Consider the following 21,423-nt stretch of genomic DNA (forward strand, 5'->3'; position numbering starts at 1 on the left):
GGCTACCGGATTGTATTTTTACATCTGTTTTGCACCGGCGCGCCGACATTAAATTCCTTCTGGCACTGTTTTTGCGACGTGACCCGTCTGAGTGCAATGTTGCCGCACGCGCGCCCTGTGTGGTAATCGGAGAAGGGATCGGGACGTTTGTCCGTGTGATGCGCTGACCATGGAGGGGCGCGTCACCGAACCGAACAGGAGGGAATTCATGCGCAATGCCGAAACCAACGCCACGCAACCGGCCGACGAGGTCGATTATGCGGAACACGCAAACACCTACAAGCTGTTTTTGAGCGGTGCCAAATACGGGACGGTTCTGGTGGCCGCGCTGCTGGTGGCCATGGCGGCCGGGCTTGTGGGGCCGTTCGGTTTTGTCAGCAGCTTGATCATTTTCATTCTCATCAGTGCCATCGGCATCTATATTCTTCGTTGAGCGTCCGTTCGGACGTATCTTTTCTTTGAAACGCGGCAAGACAGACGCATTGCTGCTGAGCTTTGTTGCGCGTTTCGATCTGTCTTTGGGAGACAAGCTTGAGCAAGATATTATTTGTGCCGAAAGAGACGGCCGCCGCGGAAACGCGGGTGGCGGCCTCACCCGACACAGTGAAAAAACTGAAAGCGCTCGGCCTCGATATCGTCATCGAAAGCGGCGCGGGCCTTGCCTCGGGGATTGATGACGATGCGTTCCGCAATGCCGGCGCCGAAATTGCCGGGCCGGACGCGGCATCGACAGCCGATGTGATCTTCAAGGTGCGCCGGCCGGAAGAGCAGGAATTTTCCGCCTATAAAAGCGGCGCCATCATTGTGGCGATGATGGACCCCTATGGCCATGAAGACGCGCTTGCGGCGATGGCCGAAAAGGGACTTTCGACGATTGCGATGGAGCTGATGCCGCGCATCACGCGCGCGCAGTCGATGGACGTTCTTTCCTCTCAGGCAAACCTTGCCGGCTATCAGGCCGTGATCGAGGCTGCCTCCGTGTTCGACCGCGCCATGCCGATGATGATGACGGCGGCAGGCACGGTGCCGGCTGCCCGCGTGTTCGTCATGGGCGCCGGTGTTGCAGGCCTTCAGGCAATTGCCACAGCCCGCCGGCTTGGCGCCGTGGTGTCTGCAACCGATGTGCGCCCCGCAGCCAAGGAACAGGTCGCCTCGCTCGGCGCGAAGTTCATCGCTGTCGAGGACGACGAGTTCAAGGCGGCCGAAACCGCTGGCGGCTACGCCAAGGAGATGTCGGACGAATACAAGGCCAAACAGGCCGAACTGGTCGCCGATCATATCGCCAAGCAGGATGTGGTCATCACCACCGCGCTCATTCCGGGGCGTCCGGCGCCGCGGCTGGTCACACGCGAGATGCTGTCGTCGATGAAGCTCGGCTCCGTCGCCGTCGATCTGGCCGTGGAACGCGGCGGCAATATCGAGGGCGTCGAAGCGGACAGGATTGTCGAGGTCGATGGCGTTTCGGTTGTCGGCTATCTCAACCTGCCCGGCCGGATCGCCGCATCCGCATCGCTGCTTTACGCCAAGAACCTGCTCACCTTCTTCCAGACGCTGGTCGACAAGGAAAGCGGAGCAATCAATATCAACCGGGAGGACGAGCTCATCGCCGCCACGCTTCTGACGCATGAGGGCGCGGTCGTTCATCCGAAATTCGGCGGTGCTGCCGCCGGGGGAGAGGCCTGATGGCTTTTGAAGATGTCACCACCTCCATCAATGATGCAATCATCTCGCTGGAACAGGCCAAGACCGCGCTCGGCAATTTCGAGGACGGTTCTCTGGCATCACTTGCCCATGGCGCCACGGGCGGGGTGATCGATCCATTCGTGTTCCAGCTGGCGATTTTCGTGCTGGCCGTGTTTGTCGGCTATTACGTGGTCTGGTCGGTCACGCCCGCGCTGCACACGCCGCTGATGGCCGTCACCAACGCCATTTCCTCGGTCATCGTCGTCGGCGCGCTTCTGGCCGTCGGCCTTTCGGCGAGCGGCCTTGCGACCGGTTTCGGTTTTGTGGCGCTGATTCTCGTCGCCATCAATATTTTCGGCGGATTTCTTGTCACCCAGCGCATGCTGGCGATGTACAAGAAAAAGGAAAAGTAAGGCGGTCAGAACATGTCAGTCAATTTCGCAGCCTTGCTGTTCCTCGTATCAGCGGTTCTCTTCATTCTCGCATTGCGTGGTCTGTCGCATCCCTCGACCAGCCGCAAGGGCAATATCTACGGCATGGTCGGTATGGCGATTGCCATCGGCACCACGCTGCTGCTGGCAAAGCCCGGCTTTTCGGCGCTGATCTTCATCGTTCTGGCGCTGGCGATCGGCGGCGGTATCGGTGCCTATATCGCCCGCACCATTCCGATGACGGCGATGCCACAGCTTGTGGCGGGCTTCCATTCGCTCGTCGGCCTTGCCGCCGTGCTGGTGGCTGCTGCCGCGCTCTATTCGCCGGAAAGCTTCAATATCGGCGTGCCGGATGACATTCACCTGCGCGCACTGATCGAGCTTTCCATCGGTGCGGCGATCGGCGCGATCACCTTTACCGGGTCGATCATCGCCTTCTTGAAGCTCGATGGCCGCATGTCCGGCAAGCCGATCCTGCTGCCGGCCCGCCATGTGATCAATATCGCGCTTTTGGCGGCGTTGATCGTCTTTGTGGTGTCGCTTTCGGCCACGGCAAACCCGGTGCATTTCTGGCTCATTGTCATCGTCGCCCTGGTGCTCGGCGTTTTGATCATCGTGCCCATCGGCGGCGCCGACATGCCGGTCGTGGTGTCGATGCTGAACTCCTATTCGGGCTGGGCGGCCGCCGGCATCGGCTTCACGCTTGGCAATATGGCGCTGATCGTGACCGGCGCTCTGGTTGGTTCATCCGGCGCGATCCTGTCCTACATCATGTGCAAGGGCATGAACCGGTCGTTTATCTCGGTCATTCTCGGCGGCTTCGGCGGTGAGACCGCGGCAGCCGGCGGCGGCGAACATGTCGAGCGAAACGTCAAGACCGGTTCGGCCGATGATGCCGCCTTCCTGATGGAGAACGCCTCCAAGGTGATCATCGTGCCGGGATACGGCATGGCGGTTGCCCAGGCCCAGCACGCGCTGCGTGAACTGGCCGACGTGCTGAAGGCAAAGGGCGTGGAAGTGAGCTATGCCATTCATCCGGTTGCCGGCCGCATGCCGGGGCATATGAATGTGCTGCTGGCGGAAGCAAACGTGCCTTATGACGAGGTGTTCGAACTGGAAGACATCAACTCCGAATTCGCGCAGGCCGATGTTGCCTATGTGATCGGCGCCAATGATGTCACCAACCCGGCCGCCCGCGACGACAAGACCTCGCCGATCTACGGCATGCCGATCCTCGATGTCGACAAGGCCAAGACCTGCCTGTTCGTCAAGCGCTCGCTCGGCTCCGGCTATGCCGGCATCGACAACGAGCTGTTTTACAAGGACAGCACGATGATGCTGCTCGGCGATGCGAAGAAGATGACGGAAGACATCGTCAAGTCGATAGAGTGACCGTTTTCGCATATGCGTGATCAACGCCCCGGTCTGTGATAGGACCGGGGCGTTTTTCTGTCTGCAATGTCGGCGAACGGGAACCTCCGCCGGGCCTCCGCGTTCAACCAACACGATTGATCATGAGGAAATTGCCGTGAAGCTTGTCCGCCCGCTATCCGTGCTCCCGATCCTCGTTGCCGCAAGTCTTGTGACCATGAGCTTCGATATGCCTGAAAATCCGCCGGTTCCCGAACCGCGACCCGAGGGGGAAGCCCCCGCGGCCGAGGCGCAGCCGGAAAAGACCGCAGAACAGGCCCCGGCAGATCCGGCGCCGTCGAAGGAAGGGACCGGCGATTTTGCCCGCTGCACGGCGGCGTTGACGGCGCTTGGTGCGCAATACGCGGTGCTGGACCCGATCGACGATCCGGGGCAGTGCGGGATCGGCCGCCCGCTTGAGGTTACCGAGGTGCTTGAAGGGGTTCCGCTGAAGCCGGCGGGAACGATGCGCTGCAAGACTGCGCTTGCGCTCGCCAGCTGGCTTTCCGGCTATGTCGAGCCGACAGCTGCACTGGCCTTTGGCGCGGACACGAAACTGACCGAGGTGCGCCAGGCCTCGACCTATGTCTGCCGCAATCGCAACAGCCGCGCGGACGGCAAGATTTCAGAACACGCCAAGGGCAATGCCGTTGATATCCGCTCGCTGAGCTTTTCGAACGGCAAGACGGTCGACATGGTGCCGCGCACCAAGGACGGTACCTTTACCGGCGCGTTTCAGCGCACGGCAAGTGCATCTGCCTGCCTGTTCTTCTCGACCGTTCTTTCCCCCGGCAGCGATGCGACCCATCAGGATCACATGCATCTCGATGTCATCGAGCGCAGCCGCGGCTATCGCTACTGCCGCTGAACCTTACGTTTCGAGCCAGGTGACGGCAGCCTCTTCCTGTTCGGCTTCGAAGACCTTCACCTCGGCGTGGAACAGCATGCCGAACATCTGAACGGCCTGGGCAAAACCGCGATTGTCGCTGACGATCGCAATGTTCTTGAAGTTGAGCGGCTCCGAGCGCCGAAACGGCTGGCCACCCATGGCCGTGCCGATATCCGAACCGGCGAAATCCGTCGCGGTGACCAGCAGCAGCCGCAATCCGTCGTCGCGGGTGCTGTGCTCCTCCAGTGCCGGCAGCAGCACGTTCTGATAATCGCTCGCGCTCAGCGCCTTGTGAATTGTGAAACCGATGATGTTATCCGGCAGGTCTTCGATCTTTTCGAGCATATAAGGCCTCCATTTTGCGTTCTTTTAGCGCGGGCCGGGCGTGAATACCAGCGAAACACGCCTGATCGGGGATACGGCTTTCACTGTTTGTCCGTTTATGCCCCTCTGTGCACCGATTAAAACATGAGAAAAAAAGTCATATTTATACTTTACCTTTTTTCTCATGTTTTATAGGGTCCTTTTGTCATCAACAAATCGGCCTGGACCGGGAGGGTGAAAATGGCGAAGAAAAACAAGCGCAAATCGACCAAGAACCGGTCGAACCAACGGCAGGACGATGTCACACGCGTCGCCGAAGCGCCTGTGGGGCTGAATGGCCGCAGTTTTCTTTATGTCGGCGGGCGTGACTGCCAGGTCGCGCATCTGCGGGCGGTGGCCGACGATTACGGCGCCGAGCTTGTCCACCACGACGGCGGCCTGCGCGAGGCTGTTTCGCGCATCGACAGGGTTCTGCCCTCGGTCGACTGTGTGTTCTGTCCGATCGACTGTATCAGCCATGATGCCTGTGTGCGGGTGAAAAGTGGCTGCAAGAAGTTCAAGAAGGCTTTCATTCCGTTGCGCAACGGCTCGAAATCCTCGCTCGAGCGTGCACTGCAGACGATGAGTGAGCGCAACAATTGATCAGTGGCGTTTATCAAGGTGTCGCGGTGGGGCTGATCGGGCTGCACCGGCCGGGCGGATGTGCGGGGCTGACGCTTCCAGGCGATGGCCTGTCTGCCACGAGCGGGCAGAGTGCCGCCATTCTCGAATTTCCCGTTTCCAGATCCAGAAGACCGCCATACGGCGGCAAACGCTGCGGTGCGGTGATTGACCTTGCCCGCTGGCGCAACCACATTGTTCCCGATAAAGAAACTGCCTGAGGTGCCCAGATGTATGTCGCGATGAACCGTTTCAAAGTTGCCACCGGATCCGAGCAGGAATTCGAAGATGTGTGGAAGGGGCGCGATTCGCGGCTTTCCGAGCTTTCCGGCTTCGTGTCCTTTCACCTGCTGAAGGGCAAGACGTTCGAGGATGAGGGCTATACGCTCTATGCCTCGCATACGGTCTGGGAAAACGAGGACGCCTTTACCGCCTGGACCAAATCCGAGCAGTTCCGGGACGCCCACAAGAATGCGGGTCAGAGCAATGTGAGCTATCTCGGCCATCCCGCCTTCGAAGGGTTCAGCAGCGTCGAAGGTGCCTGAATGGCTGACCCTGCCGACATTGCCGTATTGCCGGTTCTGCCGTCGCTTGATCTCGATGAGACCAAGGCGTTTTATTCAGAAAAACTCGGCCTGTCCGAAGTCGTGCATTCAGCCGAAAACTATCTGATCCTCAGACGTCCGGGGATCGAACTGCACTTCTGGCTGACGGACGACCGGTCGTTTTGTGAAAACAGTTCGGTCTATATCCGTGGCGGCGGCGTTGACGCGCTCTATTCGGAGTTTTCGATGCGCGGCATCGTCCATGAACGCGGTTTTGAAGAGCGCGACTGGGGCATGAAGGAATTTTACGTCTACGACCCGCATGGCAATCTGCTGCGGTTCGGGCGTATTCCCTGAGGGCGGACCTAAGTTGGTCGCAAACGGCTGCCGGTCAGCCTTTGCGCACCGGCATGATGGCGGCAAGGGCGACGAGCAGCCAGCTTGCAATCACCGATGTGCCGCCGACCGGGGCCGCCATGGGAAAGAAGCCGAAACCGGCATAATTCCTGGCCACGAGATCGCCGGCAAACAGCACCGTTCCGAAAATCATCAGAATGCCGGCGGCAAGGCCCGTGGCGGTGCGCATGGAAAGCAGCGCCAGCGCGATCAGCGCAGGGCCGTTTGCGAGGCATACGAGTGCGGCCGACAGCAGCACCGCGCTGTCACCATGATAGGACGCTGCTGCAAGCATGATGCCCGCTGCCCCCGTCAGGCCCGCGAAAAACAGCAGGATGCGTGCGGAAATTGTCAGGGCGTTCATGGTCAGGCCTTGTTCTGCATGTGGTAGGCGAGCTTTTCGACCGGCGGCAGGATGAGTGCGCGCAGCTTGATGTCGGGCACTGTTTCTTCCAGCGCACGGCGGAAACACAGCAGCCACTCGTCGCGTTCGTCCGGTCCGATGGGGGCGGGCATGTGGCGCATTCTGAGCCGTGGATGCCCGTGCTTTTCGACATAGACCGGCGGCCCGCCGAGATAGCCTGTCAGATAGTCGCGGAATTTTTCTTCAGAGCCTGAAAGGTCCGCCGGGTGGATGGCCCGGCAATGCGCGGCCTCCGGCAGGCTGTCCATCAGTTCGTAGAAACGATGGGCAAGACGCCTGACCGCCTCGGCGCCACCGATGGCCTCGTAAAGGCTGATCGTTTCCCTCGCGTTCATAAGCGTTTGCCCGGATCGTTGACATTATTCCCGATGTAAACATTTCAGGCGGGGATGCAATGGAGCGATACGCCTTTTTCGGTCAGCACGGTCCTTTGCGCCGGGTCCAGTTCGTCGCCGGTGAAGACCGCGCTGAAGGTCTCGAGCCCCGTGAGGAAGTGCAGGCCCGGGCGGCCGAATTTGGTGTGGTCGGCCAGAAGCACGCGGCGCTCGGCACCCTTCACGATCAACCGCTTGGTCTGCACCACTTCGGGGTCCTGATGGAAAGCTTCGCCCTGATAGATCGCGGAGGCGGAGATGAAGCTGATATCGGCCCTGAGCCCGCGCAGGGCATCCTCGGTCAGCAGCCCGAAAAAGCCGTTGAACTTGCGGCTGTACTGGCCGCCAAGCGCCATCAGTTCGATGCCGGCAATGCCGGCCAGTTCTGAAATAACACTCAGATTGTTAGATATCACAGTCAATGGCAGGCGCTGGGGCAGGTGTCCGGCAAGGTTGGCGGCGGTGGAGGAGTCGTCGATCATCATGGTCATGCCGGGTTCGATGAACGCGGCGGCCGCGGCAGCGATTCGCGCCTTTTCGCTCGCCGCGATCTTCTGGCGATAGCGGAAGTCGGCCTGGAACATGGCGGAAGACTGTACGGACGCGCCACCGCGCACCTTGCGCAGCTGGCCGGAGGCTTCCAGCTCGTCGAGATCGCGGTGAACCGTCATCTTCGACACGTGAAAACGCTGGCTGAGTTCTTCCACGCCTGCCTGGCCGCGCTCCATCAGCAACGCCATCATCGCTGCCCGTCTTTCGTCCGCCCTCAAAGCCCTCTCCTCAGTCCGATGTTTCCGCAATTTTGATATAACAGCATGAATTATGGTATATATCACATATAGAAACGATTAAAATAACAATTAATATGATATTTGTAAAATAATCTTGTGATTTCGCATTCCCGCATTATCATCATTGCAGAATAAAGCCATGGGCGCCGGCGCCGGCTTGACGCTTGGCAATCACTTTCAGACCGGCGTCCGCTATGGCGTTGGTCAGGCAACAGGAGAATTTGCGATGGCACGGGTTACCTTGAGACAATTGCTCGATCACGCCGCCGAATACGGCTATGGCGTGCCGGCCTTCAACATCAACGATATGGAACAGGGGCTGGCGATCATGGAAGCCGCGGCGAAGACGTCGTCGCCGGTGATCATCCAGGCAAGCCGCGGCGCGCGCGCCTATGCCAACGACCTGATCCTGGCAAAGCTGATCGACGGTCTGGCCGAGCTCTACCCCGATATTCCGCTGGTCATGCATCTCGACCACGGCAATTCCGAGCCGACCTGCATGACGGCGATCCAGTACGGGTTCACATCGGTGATGATGGACGGTTCGCTGAAAGCCGACGGCAAGACGCCGGCTGACTATGAATACAATGCTGGCGTGACGAAACGCGTCTGCGATTTCTCACACTGGGCCGGCGTGTCGGTGGAAGGTGAAATCGGCGTGCTGGGCTCGCTGGAAACCGGCGAGGGCGAGAAGGAGGACGGTCACGGCTTCGAGGGCAAGCTCGATCATGACCAGCTTCTGACCGACCCCGATCAGGCCGTCCAGTTCGCCAGGGATACACAGGTGGATGCGCTGGCCGTTGCCATGGGCACCAGCCACGGCGCCTACAAGTTCACCCGCAAGCCCGATGGCGAAGTGCTGGCGATGAACGTGATCGAGGAAATTCACCGCCGCCTGCCGGATACCCATCTTGTCATGCATGGCTCTTCCTCCGTGCCGGAGGAACTGCAGGAGATCATCAACAAATATGGCGGCGAGATGAAGCCGACCTGGGGTGTTCCGGTGGAGGAAATTCAGCGCGGCATCAAGCACGGCGTGCGCAAGGTCAATATCGACACCGACAACCGCATGGCCATGACCGGCGCGATCCGCAAGGTGTTTGCCGAAAACCCCTCGGAATTCGACCCGCGCAAATATCTCAAACCCGCCATGGAGGCGATGACCAAGCTGTGCATCGAGCGCTTCGAGGCCTTCGGCACGGCAGGCCACGCCGAAAAGATCAAACCGATCCCGCTGTCGGATATGGCAAAGCGCTACGCTGACGGCTCGCTGGCCCCGAAGATCGGTTGAACGCTGCGCGGAGCATGTTTGAAGTTGAAGGCCGTCGCTTTGTGCGGCGGCTTGGTTTGTTGACCAACCAACCTATCCTTTAACACGGTGTCATCCTCGTGCTTGACACGAGGATCCAGGCAGCGCGGCAAGGGGTGACAATAAACCTTAGTCGATTCAATCGCTTGAGTCGCCTGGATGCTCGGATCAAGTCCGAGCATGACACCTGTGGAAAGGTAAGTGGAGGCGTCAACCTGTGTTTCCAAGAGTTTGTCTACAAACTGAGCCGTCGCACCCTGCGGCGGCTTTTTTACGCCCGGCGATCCATCGAGCGCGAGACCAGCAGCACCGGCACGAGGCCTGCGAGAATGATGATCATGGCAGGCACCGAGGCGCTTTCGACCAGCGCGCGGGAGGCATCCTCGTAGACGAGGGTGGCGAGCGTGTTGAAGTTGAAGGGGCGCAGCAGAATGGTTGCCGAGAGTTCCTTCAGGGTTTCGATGAACACCAGAAGGGCTGCCGTCCACAATGCGGGGCGCATGTTCGGCAAAAGCACGGAGACGAGCGCCTTTGCCGGTGAGCGGCCAAGCGTGCGCGCGGCCATGTCGAGGCTGGGCGAGAGCTTGTGAAAACCGGCATCGACGCTTCCTTCGGCCATGGCGAGAAACCGCACCGTGCAGGCATAGACGATGGCAAAACCGCTGCCGGAGAGCAGCAGGCCGCTGGAAATGCCGAAATTCGCCCTGAGCGCCCCGTCGAGAGCGTTGTCGAGGCCTGCCAGCGGGATCAGCACGCCGATGGCCAGCACCGTGCCCGGAATGCCGTATCCAAGCGATGCCAGACGGGTCACCGAGCGGATTTTCCGGCCCGGATGGGTTCTGACTGCATAGGAAAGAGTCAGCCCGAACAAGACGGCGAAAGCCGCGGCAAGACCCGAGACGGCGATGCTGGTCATCAGCGCGTCGAGAAGGCGTTCGGAGAGGAATTCATCGAGCCGTCTGAGTGCAAAACCGGCGAGAACCAGCGCGGGGATTGCAAAGCCGATGAGCACGGGCAACAAGCAGGCAAGGCTCGCGGCAAGGGCTCTGGCGCCCGAAAGGCGCTGCCGTTCGGGCTGTCCGGCCACCGACCGTCCGGCGCTGTAGCGCTGGTTGCGCCGGGCGACCCGCTCAAGCAGGATCAGCGCCAGCACAAAGATAAGCATGATCGCTGAAAGCTGGGCAGCGCCCGCCAGGTTGCCGCGATTGAGCCAGGTCTCGTAGATCGAAAATGTCAGCGTATTGACGCCGAGATATTTGACCGCGCCGATGTCGTTGAGGCTTTCCATCATCACCAGTGTCAGACCGACGACGATGGCCGGGCGCGCCATCGGCAGCTGCACGGCCCGGAGAACCCGCAAACGTCCGGCGCCAAGTGTGCGCGCCACTTCCGCCGCGTTGCGTCCCTGCATGGAAAACACCGAACGGGCGGTGAGATAGACATAAGGATAGAGCACCGCCGACATCACCAGAACCGCGCCACCAAGCGAGCGGATATCCGGGAAATAATAGTCCCTTGCGGACTGATAGCCGAAGACGGAGCGGTAGAGCGTCTGGACGGGGCCGGTGAAATCGAAGAATTCGCCGAAGGCATAGGCCGCCAGATAGATCGGCATGGCAAGCGGCAGCACCAGCGCAACCGAAAACAGCCGCCTGAACGGGAAATCAAAGGACACCACCAGCCATGCGGTGATGACGCCGACCGTGCCGGTGACGAGGGCATTGAAGACGAGAAGCAGCAGGGTTCGCCCCGCCACGCGCGGCAGAACGGTTTCGACAAGGTGGGATATGGCGGAGAAATCCGAAGAAAAGGCCAGCCAGCAGATGGCCGCCAGCGGCAGCAGCATCAAGGCACAGATGATACCCGCTGCCAGCGGCAGGGGATGCGGCACACGACGCCGTGCCGGGCGGGGAAGGGGCGCGCTTTCAGCGGCGTGGTCGGTGGCCATGCTACTCCGGTCGTGTCTGATCTCAGCCCCGCCATCAGCCCGAAATGCCAAAGTGGACAGGTTCCGACCGGTTTTATTGCCTGTTGCCGCATTGCGCAATATGGCCGCACGCCGCCTGTCTGCGGCGCGCCCGGTGTGTCAGCGGAAAAGGAAATGTTGAAACCGACACATCGGACCGACCGGAGCGAAGCCGGTCTAGTAGTGAAGCGGTCGTGTTTCCCTGATCGGCAGGAACACTTCCACCAGCATGCCCTCGCTTGGAACGGCATGCACGAGAAAGCGCGCGCCAAGCCTTTCGGCCAGTTTGCGGGCCTTTTGCAGGTGCGGGTTCTCCTCCTGGGGGGTGGTGTCTCCCGCATGCTGACCGGTGGCGCGCCGTCTGGCGGGCGCAATGCCGTTGTCGCGGAAGCGCAGCACGGTTTCTCCGCTTGCCGCGACCGCCGTTGAAACCACGACCTGACCACCGGCAGGGGTAAACTGCACGGCGCCCTGCAAAAGCTGCAAGGCGATTTCCTTCAGCGTTTCCGCGTCACTCGGCGTTCTGGCAAGAGCCGGAGACAAGGCCGCGCGAATGATGATCCGCCGGGCATTGGCGCGCGGCTGAACAAGGCTCACGGCTTCGGCGACGGCATCGTTGATCTGTGCCGTTTCGTGCGCTGCGGGCGCGACCTGTTCTTCGGGCAGAACTACGGGGTCGGGAGCAGCTTCGGAGGGTTCGGTTGGCGCCGGCTCCCCGAGCAGCCTGCCGATGACGCCGCGTGCATGGCGGCTCTTGCTTGCAATCTCGCGGGCAAGCCCGTGATAACGACTATCGCCGAGCGCGCCGAAAGGCTGGTGATCCATGGTCTCGGACAGCGAGATGATGGCATCGAGCGGCTGGCTCAGCTCATAGCGCAGGGCCGAACGGAGGCTGTCGCGCTCGTCCTCGGCCTCACGCGCTGCCCGCTTGGCCGAACGCAAATCCTCTTCCCGGCGCTTCAGGGCTGTGACATCGCGCAAAATGGCACAGATGCCGCCCGACCGGGGCAGACGGCCAAGTGTGATGAACAGCGGGATAAGCCCGCCGCCCGCTTCCCGGCCAATGACTTCCAGCCCTTCATGCATGACATCGCCGCCATGCCCGTCGATCAGCCGTTCCAGATGGGATTCGAGATCATTGTGGCTTTCTTCGGCAAACAGCAGGCCGGCATCCTCGCCGATCACATCCTGGCTTTCGACGCCGAAAAGAGCCGAAGCCGAGGACGAAAGCGAACGGATATGCCGCTTTTCATCGAGGATCAGAATGCCGTCGGTGGAGGTGTCCAGAATGGCATGCAGCTCGGCGACATCGCCGTCCTGAAGCATTTTTGGGTCATCTCCGGCCTTGTCCGTGTCTTGTTTGAAGACCGGCAAGTCGGTCCTGCCGACTGTTTCATGTTCCGGCCGCAAGGTCAGCGCCAGTGCGCGTCCGCCATGCCAGACAATGGCTTGCAGGTGCAGGGATACCGGCAGCCGCCCGCCATCGGCGGTATGCAGGAACAGCCGGTCGTCCGTCCCGCGTTCGATAAGGGCATCGGTGCCGCCGGCAGCGATGACCGCATCCAGCGACCCATAGCCCGCAAGCGACAGGAATGCGGAATTGGTGTGCAGAATGCGCTCGCCTGATTGGATGAGAATCGCATCCTTTCTGTCGTCTATTGCCGAGGCATGATCTTCCGCTCCGCTTGCGTTCTGCGGAGAATGTTCGGCTGTTCGGCGCAGGATAACCGGAGCCCGTGCCGGGGCAGCGGCTTCTTCGACGTCTACGGTTTCGCTGGGCGCCGGGACGGGCTGCGTATCTGCCGAGCGAAGCTGGCTGGCAATTTCGTCAAGCGCGTGACGTTCTGCTTCCGTCAGTTGCTGTGCCTGCTTCGTGCGCTCAGCCGTATTGGCGGCGGCCGGCGCTGCGTCGGGCACCTGGGTTTCCTCGCCGAGCCTGATCAGCCCGTAACCGCGAAAACCGTCGAAATGGCGCTCGCGGGTATAGGTGGGAAGAGCGGCAAGATCGACGGGGACGGCCACGCTCGTGCCCGAGATGGGCCAGTGAACCGTATGGCCCGACCAGGTGTCGACGCTTTGCAGAAGACGCGCAATCGCGCTGCCGCCTGCGACCTTGAACCGGGTTTCGATCTCGGCAAAATCAAGGCCGGTAACCGCGGCCATATCGGGCCCGACGGCGCCGGCCAGTTCATCGGAAACATCGATGAGCCGTCCTGCGGCATCCGTATGCCAGACGAAGCGCGCGGGACGGCGGGTGTCTGCTTCGGCGTGCCGGGTTTCCGCAGCCTGTTGCAACGCCTCCTTTTCGGCGGCGGCAGCCGGTTGCCGGCGCACGACAGGGCTTTGCGTCTCAGCGGGCTGCGCAGCCGTGTCTTCCTGTCCAAGCAGGGCGCCGAGGCTTTCATCGATTGTTGCGATGACATCGCGTGCAGAACGGATGTTGGTATCCGGGGCAGCATCTTCCCCGGTGGTTTCGTCAACCGGGTTCCGGTCTGCGGCCAGATCTTCGGATACAAACAGCAGGAACAGCCCCGGCGCGCGCGACAACCGCCCAAGCGCCAGCGGCCATATGCCGGTCGGGGTCGTCGCAAGCCGCTCGGTATAATATTCGGGACCCGCTGCAAGGCCCTCGATGACCGGACCGATCTCAGTGCTGTCGAGGCCCGTGCGGTCAAAACCGGCGGTCCGATGCGTGATCGTGCCATTGCCGTCAACCAGCGCCAGCTGCGCTTCATCCTCGCCGAAACCGCTGACAAGATCCTGCATGACATCGTCGGCAATATCGTTTTCGCATTCCAGAATCAGGTAGCGCCGTCCGCCGAGAACGAGAAGGCTTGCAACTGCCTGCCGGGCAACCCGTCGAAAACGTTGAGGAATATTGACGGTGAAATTGCGGGTGTCGCCCGGTTCCGCCAGCCGCCCTGCCACCGCCATGAACTGGCGCAGAAGTATGCTTTCAACTGCATCGGTTCCGATTGCAGCCGAAATCAGGCTTTGTCCAAGGAGCCGCGCTCCGGCCGCATTGGCAAAAACCACATGCCTTTCCTCGGCATCGACGGCCAGCATGGCCTTGCCGGCCAGAGAACGCCCGCGCAGCGCGGGGTGGGTGGCAAAGGCGAGGTAGTGGGGAATTGCCGTGCTCATGGCATTTCGGTCCGTTGCGGGTTCGGGGCTGGTCGACGCGTTTTCCTGCGGCTTTTGACGCATCTTCCCTTTACGCTTTCTTAATAATAATTATGGCGATTGTGGTCCAGATCGGGTGCGGCCTTTTCGTTTCGCACAGTTAATACGCGGATTTTGCGTGCCGCCGATGTCTTCCCGGGTGTGGGCAAGGATACGATTTTTGCAGAACGCGCACCAAGGGGCTTGCAAAATCCTGTCAGGCCTTTTATGTGAGCCGCGATGCCAAGGCGCATCGTCCTTGTGCGGTTGTAGCTCAGTTGGTTAGAGCGCAGGTTTGTGGCACCTGAGGTCGGTGGTTCGACCCCACCCAACCGTACCATTCTCTTTTTCTTCGGTCGTTGTGTTGAAATGACAAGATGGACGCGCTCGCGCGCGTTCGATGTCGAGGCTTTCGCGCCGCCGAATCATTCCTGCATGCAGGTTCTGCCGGCACCGCCGTGTGGCTGCCATTTTCTTTGAAGCGCTATTGCTCCGGCGATTTTTTCCGCAAGGTGACCGGCGAGCTGGCGTTGTTGCGATCGGCTGCCCGCTCGATCCGTTCGATATCCGATTGAAAGCGCAGGGTTTCGCGCGCCCGCGCCACAGTCAGCGTGGAAAACTTGCGTGACATTTCCGAAAATTCCGGGATTTCCGTCCGGCCGAGCGCGCGACAGGCATGCAGAAGGTGGATGACCACCTCGGCCATGTTCGCGCCGTCACGCGACATGGCGGTGAAGGCGGCGTCGAAGAATTCTTCTGCCCTGATCGCCGGCATATGAATGCGGGAATAGCGCGGCTCGCTATCGGCATCCGGTCGCTCGCCTGCCTCCATGATACGCACCAGATGGGTGGTGACGTCGATGGCGGTGCCGGGGTCGTTGACGGCGGGCGACAGCGCGCGAAGGGCGATCTGCGACATCACCGTCAGGCCGTAGAGCGGATCCTGCGTATAGCTGCGTTCGTGGCCGATGGTAAATGCCCCGGCGATTTCGGCGATGATATCCTCGCCGGCGACCTTGCTGTCCAGCGGAAGTTCGATGCCGGCAATATGCCGTCCGGCCGCCATGAATGCGCCGGGACGTTCCAGAACGTAGATATCGGCGTCGAGCCTGCGGGAAACGGCATCCAGCGCCGCCATGTCGACGAAGCGCAGATAACCCGTTTCCGGCGGATCGATCAGCTGAAGCCCGCCAGGCATATGTCCATCAAACTCTGTCCCGCCCAGAAACGGTTCGGCCCGGTAATTGCGCATCGACGTTATCGCCTGATCTTCGACCTGCTCGATGGTGCGGCTGACCTTGCCGAGACGTCCGAGATAGTTGATCCAGCGCAGCAATATGCCGATGATCAGCACGATGACGGCAATGGTCGCGACAAACAGCACCAGCCGTCCGCCGGTGCCATAGAGATTGGTATTGAGTGCGATCAGCCCGACCAGGCTGAAGATGAAGGAACCGAGGAAGGTCGAAAGCGCCGCCTGCGCCGTGCGATCCTCCAGAAGCGTGCCGACGGCGCGCGGGGTGGCGCTGCTGGCGGCCGCAGACGAGGCCTGCACCACGGTGTTGAGCGAGAAGATCAGCACCGTCAGCATGCTGCTGGCGATGATAGACAACAGTGAACCGACGGAATCGACGCCGATCGCCTCGCCGACACCTTCGGGAATATAGGGGTTGAGGAGGATGCCGAGAAGCGCCGTTGCGATGCCGGCGATACAGTAGATTGCGGCAACGAACCACAATTGCCGCATCACCTGGGACAGGACCCATAACCGCCGGGACAGCTGAAGTTTCATGGCACTCTTTCTGTCAGGGCGGATGTCCCGGACTGATCAGGATCGTCGGCAGGATCGCGTGTCACGTTTCCCGCCGGTGTCGCTTTCTATGACTAGAGCAATGCCGGTCAACCGGCAACCACAGCCTTTGCCATAGCCTCCAGCTTGCGCAACGTGTTGAGGTTGCGCGCGGTTCCCGCAGAAAGCCCGGCAAGCTTCCCGCTGCCGCCGACATTGACCGCCCTCAACACTCCGATGAAGACGGTCATCGGCAAATCCTCCCGGTTCAGCTCTCCGCCTTGCCCGAAACCTTCAGTGCGAAGGCATATTCAAGCGCGATCTCCTCCAGCCGCTGGAAGCGTCCGGACGCGCCGCCATGGCCGGCATCCATATTGGTTCTGAGCAGGATGGGGGCGGTGCCGGTGGTCTTGTCGCGCAACCGGGCGACCCATTTTGCCGGCTCCCAGTAGGTCACCCGTGGGTCGGTGAGGCCCGCAAGTGCGAGAATGGCGGGATAGGGCTTTTCGGCCACGTTGTCGTATGGGCTGTAGCTTGCGATGTAGTCGTAAGACTCTTCCGAGGCGATGGGGTTGCCCCATTCCGGCCACTCGGGCGGCGTGAGCGGCAGTGTGTCATCCAGCATGGTGGTGAGCACATCGACAAACGGAACGGCGGCGATGATGCCGGAGAATTTCTCCGGCGCCATATTGGCGACGGCGCCCATCAGCATGCCGCCGGCCGAACCGCCTTCGGCAACGATATTGCCGTAGGAGGTAAAGCCATCGGCCACCAGCGCATCGGCAGCCGCGACGAAATCGGAGAAGGTGTTCTTCTTGGAGAACATCTTGCCGTTTTCATACCAGGCAAAGCCCTTGTCCTTGCCGCCGCGAATATGGGCGATGGCGTAGATAAATCCGCGGTCCACCAGCGACAGGCAATTGGTGGAAAACGATGCCGGAATGGAAATGCCATAGGCGCCGTAGCCGTAAAGCAGGCAGGGGGCGGAGCCATCAAGCGGCGTATCCTTGCGGTAGACGAGGCTGACGGGCACCAGTTCGCCGTCTTCCGCCTTCGCCTGAATGCGCCGGGTCACATAGTCGCCCGGATTGTGGCCGGAAGGCACCTCCTGCGTTTTCAGCAGTGTGCGTTCGCGCGTCACCATGTTGTAGTCGTAAAGCTGGCTCGGGGTTGTCATCGAGGAATAGGAAAACCGGATCGTGTCCGTCTCATATTCCTGTGCGCCCTGAAGGCCCAGCGCATAGGCCTCCTCGTCAAAGGCGATTGCATGTTCCTCGCCGGTCTTGCGGTCGCGGATGACGATGCGCGGCAGGCCGCCGAACCGTTCCAGCCAGATGAGGTGACCGGCAAAAGCCATATGGGAGAGGATCAGCCGGCCTTCCTGATGGGGCACGACCTCTTTCCAGTTCTCCTTGCCGGGGGCCGAGACCGGCGCTTCCATGATCTTGAAATCCTTGGCGTCGCCGTCATTGGTAAGGATGAAGAAGACGTCGCCGCCTTCGGTGACGTCATATTCGACCATGGTTTCGCGCTGGGCGATGACCTGCGGCGCGGTCTTGAGATCGGCCGTCGGAATGATGTGCACTTCCGAGGTCTGGTGATCATGGACATCGATGAAGATGAAATCATCGAGCAGCGAACCGCCGATACCGACGAAGAAGCCGGGGTCTTTTTCCTCATAGACCAGCCGGTCCTCACTCTGCGCGGTGCCGAGAATATGGTGGTAGACCTTGGAGGGGCGATGGTTTTCATCGACCTCGGTATAGAAGAAGCTGTTGCCGTCCGGCGCCCAGACCCCGCCGCCGCCGGTGTTTTCAATCACGTCGTCAAGGTCATGGCCGCCGGCAAGGTCGCGCACCTTGATGGTGTAGAATTCCGAGCCCTTGTCGTCGTAACTCCACAGCGCGCGGGCATGGTCGGTGGTGTGGAAGAAACCGCCGAGGTCGAAATAGGCCTTGCCGTCGCTCTCCTTGTCGCCGTCCAGCAGAACCGAACGCAGGTCCGGGTCATGCAGGTCGCCATCGCGCGGGATGCGGAAGAAATAGGGCTGCTCGCCGCCGGTGCGATAGGCTGTGCCATAGGCATAGGCGCCGTCCTTCATCGGCACGGAGCTGTCGTCTTCCTTGATCCGGCCGCGCATTTCGGCAAACAGCTTTTTCTGAAACGCTTCGGTATCGACCATGGCCGCCTTCATATAGGCGTTTTCGGCTTCCAGATGGTTTCGGATGTCGCTTTCGAGGATGGACGGATCCTTGAACATCGCCTGCCAGTTTTCCGCGCGCAGCCACGCATATTCATCCGTGCGGGTCTTGCCGTGGCGGGTATCGGTCACGGGCCTTGCTGCGGCTTTCGGCGGGGCGGGAAGGTTCTTGAATTCAGTCACGGTGGCGGGCCTTGTTGTTTTCAGGTTGCCGGAAGATAAGGCGGCTGACCCGTCACATCAAGCAGCCGGACGAAGACTTGCCTCAGCCCGCATCATTGTGCATATGAGAGTAATAGTGTTACGTCCAATCGGGAGAATATGCGTGTTCAGAACTGTTCTGGTGGCTGCCCTTGTGATGACGACCGGCCTGCCGGCCTTTGCGCTCAACAAGCGCGTTGCCGCCGAGCTTCAGCGTCTTGATCCGGAAGAGGAACTGGAACAGCGCTGTGATGTCGAGGCGCTTTCGCGAATCGATGCCGCCCGCAAGGACATGAACCCCGACAAGGTAATCGCCTATACGTTCGAACCGCCGGTGGTGAAGGGCGATACGATCGATGCAAACGGCGCCGTGTTTCGCACGCACCAGCACTGGTACCACCTCAGCTATCATTGCACGACCGACCGGAGCGAGCTGAAAATCAAGGATTTCAGCTTCAAGATCGGCGCCGAAATTCCGCGGTCCCAGTGGGATAAATACTATCTCTATCCCTAAAAATAGCGGCCGGCGGGGCTTCCCCTCCGGCCGCTTCCACGTCTCATACCAAGAGTCAATGATTAGGACTCATATGATGCGCGCTGGAATGGCTGTCCGAGTAGGAAAACACCGCAGAGCGATGCCGTAGCATCGCGCGAGGATTTTGACGCCCTCGGCGGCCATTCCAGCCGCACCCTTAAAGGGCCGGGCGCTTTTGAAAGCCCGCGTCGTTGAAAATCCTCGCCGTAGCGATGGCTACGACTGCGGTTTTCGCCTAGCCGGCTTTCAAAATCGCTCCGGTCATATGGGTCCTAATCATTGACTCTTGGTATCAGTCGAAGGTCACGGCCTTCAGCTTGTCGATCTTCAGCGCCTGCAATGCGAGTTTCTCGTAGAAGGGTTCGCTGACGCCGGTCTTCACCTTGCGCAGGAAATATTTTTCAAAGCCCACCTTGGCGGCGTGCACCCAGCGCCCTTCCGAGGCCCAGTTGACGTTGCGCGGCGGAATTTGCGGCTGCGCCACGAAGGCAACCCCGCCATCGCCGAAATCGGCCAGGCAGACGGCGTTCCATGTGGCCTGAACATTGGGCTGTTCGCCGGCGATGAGCCGCGCGATATTGCCGACCGTCGCCGTGGCCATGGATTCGATCATGAAGCCGGTTTTCGGCACGCCGACGGGCACCGCCGTCTTGCCCGTCGGGGCAATCGCGACGCAGACGCCGATGGCGAAGATGTTTTCAAAGGCCGGGTTCTGCTGGTGCTCGTCAATGATGACGAAGCCGCGCGGATTGGTGAGCCCTTCAATGCCGCGAATGGCCGAGACGCCGCGGAAGGCCGGCAGCATCATCCTGAATTTTGCCGGCAGTTCGTGGCGTTCCTTCACTGCGCCGTCTGCACCAATCTCTTCTGCAACCACGCTTTCCGCGGTCATGTGATCGACGCGGGCATTGGTGATCCATTTGATATGGCGTTCGCGCAGCTCGCTTTCCATCAGCCCCTTGGTGTCGCCGACGCCATCGAGACCGAGATGGCCGATATAGGGTTCGGGCGTGACAAAGGTCATCGGCACCCGGTCGCGCACCTTTGCATCGCGCAGGGCCTTGTCGAGAATGAAGGCGAATTCATAGGCCGGGCCGAAACATGAAGCCCCCTGAACAGCGCCGACGACTACCGGGCCGGGATTTTCAATCAGGGCATCGAACGCGGATTTCGCCTCTGCCGCATGCCCGGTTTCGCAGATCGATTGCGAAAACCCCGTCTCCGGCCCGAAGCCTTCTATCTCGTCAAAGGCCAGTTCCGGCCCGGTGGCGATCACCAGATAATCATAATCGACCGAACTGCCGTCGGTCAGTTCAATCCGGTTTTCCGCCGGGTGCAGCTTTTCAGCGCCTTCGGGCCGAAGCGCGATGTTGCGCTTGGCGAACACCGGCTCCAGGTCGACCTGAACCTCTTCCTGCGTGCGCCAGCCCACCGCCACCCACGGGTTCGAGGGGACAAATGAATAGACGGACCCTTTGTTGACCACGGTGACCGTGTGTTCCCGGCCGAGTTTTTCGCGCAGTTCATAAGCGGCGATGGTGCCGCCGAGGCCTGCGCCCAGTATCACGATATGTGCCATGTCTTCCTCCCTTCTAGACAGGGCCGGGCAGTCACATCGATGACCGCCTCCGGTCCTGTCGGCACTGCCGCTCCCAGGCAGTGTACGATGCACTATAAATATGTATTATTTTGAAGATACGCAATAGCGTATATTTTATCTGCCATAAAGGCGGCTGAAAGGGTGATTTCGGGTCTTGCGCTTAACAAAGGTCAATTTCAAAATTGACCTTGATCAATGCGCAGGGCGACCTGTGGCGCGAATGTCGGGTCAACAGGCCAGTAGGCCCCGGGCCGTCACAGATGTGCCGAGAAGCAAAATGTCCTTGTCGGGAGGGACACGGTTCGGGAAAGGAGAAAGCAATGTTCAAGAAAATTATCGTTCCGGTTGACATTTCGGTGCTCGACAAGGGGCTCGATATTCTCACCAAGGCCAGCGAGTTGGTTGATCCGGAAGGCAGCATCGTGCTGCTGCATGTGGTCGAGGAAATCCCCTCCTATCTGGCAATTGATGTGCCGGTGGATCTGATGGACAATGCCGTCAACGATGCGCGCGACAAGCTGCAGGAACTCAGGTCCCGGGCCAAGGTGGATGCCGAGATCGAATTGCGCACCGGCCCGCCGGCCCGCGAAATCCTGGCCAGCGCAAAGGCGCATCAGGCCGATCTCATTCTGGTGGCCTCGCACCGCCCCGATCTTTCGAACTATCTGATCGGGTCCACAGCCGACCGCGTGGTTCGACATGCGGCCTGCTCCGTTCTCGTCCGCCGCTGAAGG

General features: G+C 60.5%; 21 protein-coding genes and 1 tRNA gene. 12 read left to right on the forward strand and 10 right to left on the reverse strand.

Annotation, left to right across the window (positions count from 1 at the left end):
- The first annotated feature begins 208 nt into the window (after positions 1-208).
- From ACHZCU_RS13095 to ACHZCU_RS13115, 5 genes are all read left to right on the forward strand, one after another.
- Positions 209-433: an aa3-type cytochrome c oxidase subunit IV gene (locus ACHZCU_RS13095; protein WP_106302398.1), complete on the forward strand. Its 225-nt coding sequence runs from the start codon at positions 209-211 to the stop codon at positions 431-433.
- A gap of 98 nt (positions 434-531) precedes the next feature.
- Positions 532-1,683 carry a Re/Si-specific NAD(P)(+) transhydrogenase subunit alpha gene (locus ACHZCU_RS13100; protein ID WP_319519122.1) on the forward strand — a complete coding sequence of 384 codons (1,152 nt, stop codon included), beginning with the start codon at positions 532-534 and terminating at the stop codon, positions 1,681-1,683.
- Positions 1,683-2,096, forward strand: coding sequence for a proton-translocating transhydrogenase family protein (locus tag ACHZCU_RS13105; protein ID WP_106302392.1), 414 nt, complete (start codon positions 1,683-1,685; stop codon positions 2,094-2,096). Before ACHZCU_RS13100 ends, ACHZCU_RS13105 begins: the two co-directional genes overlap by 1 nt.
- Before the next feature lie 12 nt (positions 2,097-2,108).
- A complete protein-coding gene (locus ACHZCU_RS13110; RefSeq protein ID WP_319519123.1) occupies positions 2,109-3,506 on the forward strand; it encodes an NAD(P)(+) transhydrogenase (Re/Si-specific) subunit beta in 1,398 nt (465 codons plus the stop codon).
- A 136-nt stretch (positions 3,507-3,642) separates the two neighbouring features.
- Positions 3,643-4,392 (forward strand): extensin family protein, encoded by a 750-nt coding sequence (locus ACHZCU_RS13115; RefSeq protein WP_319519124.1) that lies wholly within the window; start codon positions 3,643-3,645, stop codon positions 4,390-4,392.
- Between the two features lie 3 nt (positions 4,393-4,395).
- On the opposite strand, the gene ACHZCU_RS13120 is transcribed toward ACHZCU_RS13115, so the two are convergent.
- Positions 4,396-4,758, reverse strand: a complete 363-nt coding sequence (locus tag ACHZCU_RS13120; protein ID WP_319519125.1) for an STAS/SEC14 domain-containing protein — start codon at positions 4,756-4,758, stop codon at positions 4,396-4,398.
- A gap of 219 nt (positions 4,759-4,977) precedes the next feature.
- On the opposite strand from ACHZCU_RS13120, the gene ACHZCU_RS13125 reads away from it, so the two are divergent.
- The 3 genes from ACHZCU_RS13125 (at position 4,978) to ACHZCU_RS13135 (ending at position 6,299) form a co-directional block, all read left to right on the forward strand.
- Positions 4,978-5,379, forward strand: a complete 402-nt coding sequence (locus tag ACHZCU_RS13125; protein ID WP_319519126.1) for a DUF2325 domain-containing protein — start codon at positions 4,978-4,980, stop codon at positions 5,377-5,379.
- Between the two features lie 248 nt (positions 5,380-5,627).
- A complete protein-coding gene (locus ACHZCU_RS13130) occupies positions 5,628-5,942 on the forward strand; it encodes an antibiotic biosynthesis monooxygenase (RefSeq protein WP_106302377.1) in 315 nt (104 codons plus the stop codon).
- A complete protein-coding gene (locus ACHZCU_RS13135; protein ID WP_319519127.1) occupies positions 5,943-6,299 on the forward strand; it encodes a VOC family protein in 357 nt (118 codons plus the stop codon).
- Positions 6,300-6,333: 34 nt separating this feature from the next.
- Here the strand turns inward: ACHZCU_RS13135 and ACHZCU_RS13140 are convergent, their stop codons facing one another.
- The 3 genes from ACHZCU_RS13140 to ACHZCU_RS13150 are packed head-to-tail and all read right to left on the reverse strand — an operon-like array spanning position 6,334 to position 7,906.
- Positions 6,334-6,702: a DUF423 domain-containing protein gene (locus ACHZCU_RS13140; protein ID WP_394706057.1), complete on the reverse strand. Its 369-nt coding sequence runs from the start codon at positions 6,700-6,702 to the stop codon at positions 6,334-6,336.
- Positions 6,703-6,704: 2 nt separating this feature from the next.
- Positions 6,705-7,097, reverse strand: coding sequence for a group II truncated hemoglobin (locus tag ACHZCU_RS13145; protein ID WP_106302371.1), 393 nt, complete (start codon positions 7,095-7,097; stop codon positions 6,705-6,707).
- Positions 7,098-7,141: 44 nt separating this feature from the next.
- Positions 7,142-7,906, reverse strand: coding sequence for a DeoR/GlpR family DNA-binding transcription regulator (locus ACHZCU_RS13150; RefSeq protein WP_319519128.1), 765 nt, complete (start codon positions 7,904-7,906; stop codon positions 7,142-7,144).
- A 247-nt stretch (positions 7,907-8,153) separates the two neighbouring features.
- Here ACHZCU_RS13150 and fba point away from each other — a divergent pair, with 247 nt between their 5' ends.
- Positions 8,154-9,218: a class II fructose-bisphosphate aldolase gene (fba, locus tag ACHZCU_RS13155; protein WP_319519129.1), complete on the forward strand. Its 1,065-nt coding sequence runs from the start codon at positions 8,154-8,156 to the stop codon at positions 9,216-9,218.
- Positions 9,219-9,507: 289 nt separating this feature from the next.
- Here the strand turns inward: fba and ACHZCU_RS13160 are convergent, their stop codons facing one another.
- Both ACHZCU_RS13160 and ACHZCU_RS13165 read right to left on the reverse strand, forming a co-directional pair.
- Positions 9,508-11,082: an iron ABC transporter permease gene (locus tag ACHZCU_RS13160; protein ID WP_319519798.1), complete on the reverse strand. Its 1,575-nt coding sequence runs from the start codon at positions 11,080-11,082 to the stop codon at positions 9,508-9,510.
- Between the two features lie 297 nt (positions 11,083-11,379).
- Positions 11,380-14,346: a PAS domain S-box protein gene (locus ACHZCU_RS13165; protein WP_319519130.1), complete on the reverse strand. Its 2,967-nt coding sequence runs from the start codon at positions 14,344-14,346 to the stop codon at positions 11,380-11,382.
- Between the two features lie 281 nt (positions 14,347-14,627).
- Here ACHZCU_RS13165 and ACHZCU_RS13170 point away from each other — a divergent pair.
- Positions 14,628-14,704 (forward strand) — tRNA-His (locus ACHZCU_RS13170).
- Positions 14,705-14,848: 144 nt separating this feature from the next.
- Here ACHZCU_RS13170 and ACHZCU_RS13175 read toward each other — a convergent pair.
- The 3 genes from ACHZCU_RS13175 to ACHZCU_RS13185 form a co-directional block, all read right to left on the reverse strand.
- Positions 14,849-16,156 (reverse strand): DUF2254 domain-containing protein, encoded by a 1,308-nt coding sequence (locus ACHZCU_RS13175; protein WP_319519131.1) that lies wholly within the window; start codon positions 16,154-16,156, stop codon positions 14,849-14,851.
- 107 nt (positions 16,157-16,263) lie between these two features.
- Positions 16,264-16,404, reverse strand: coding sequence for a hypothetical protein (locus tag ACHZCU_RS13180; RefSeq protein WP_319519132.1), 141 nt, complete (start codon positions 16,402-16,404; stop codon positions 16,264-16,266).
- Positions 16,405-16,421: 17 nt separating this feature from the next.
- Positions 16,422-18,536, reverse strand: coding sequence for a S9 family peptidase (locus tag ACHZCU_RS13185; protein ID WP_319519133.1), 2,115 nt, complete (start codon positions 18,534-18,536; stop codon positions 16,422-16,424).
- Positions 18,537-18,711: 175 nt separating this feature from the next.
- Between ACHZCU_RS13185 and ACHZCU_RS13190 the strand changes: the two genes are divergently transcribed.
- Positions 18,712-19,068, forward strand: a complete 357-nt coding sequence (locus ACHZCU_RS13190; protein WP_106303200.1) for a DUF930 domain-containing protein — start codon at positions 18,712-18,714, stop codon at positions 19,066-19,068.
- 313 nt (positions 19,069-19,381) lie between these two features.
- Here the strand turns inward: ACHZCU_RS13190 and ACHZCU_RS13195 are convergent, their stop codons facing one another.
- Positions 19,382-20,668: an FAD-dependent oxidoreductase gene (locus ACHZCU_RS13195; protein WP_319519134.1), complete on the reverse strand. Its 1,287-nt coding sequence runs from the start codon at positions 20,666-20,668 to the stop codon at positions 19,382-19,384.
- Between the two features lie 341 nt (positions 20,669-21,009).
- On the opposite strand from ACHZCU_RS13195, the gene ACHZCU_RS13200 reads away from it, so the two are divergent.
- A complete protein-coding gene (locus ACHZCU_RS13200) occupies positions 21,010-21,420 on the forward strand; it encodes a universal stress protein (protein ID WP_106302349.1) in 411 nt (136 codons plus the stop codon).
- Positions 21,421-21,423 lie beyond the last annotated feature (3 nt).

The organism is uncultured Martelella sp. (assembly GCF_963677965.2).
Taxonomy (GTDB): domain Bacteria; phylum Pseudomonadota; class Alphaproteobacteria; order Rhizobiales; family Rhizobiaceae; genus Martelella; species Martelella mangrovi.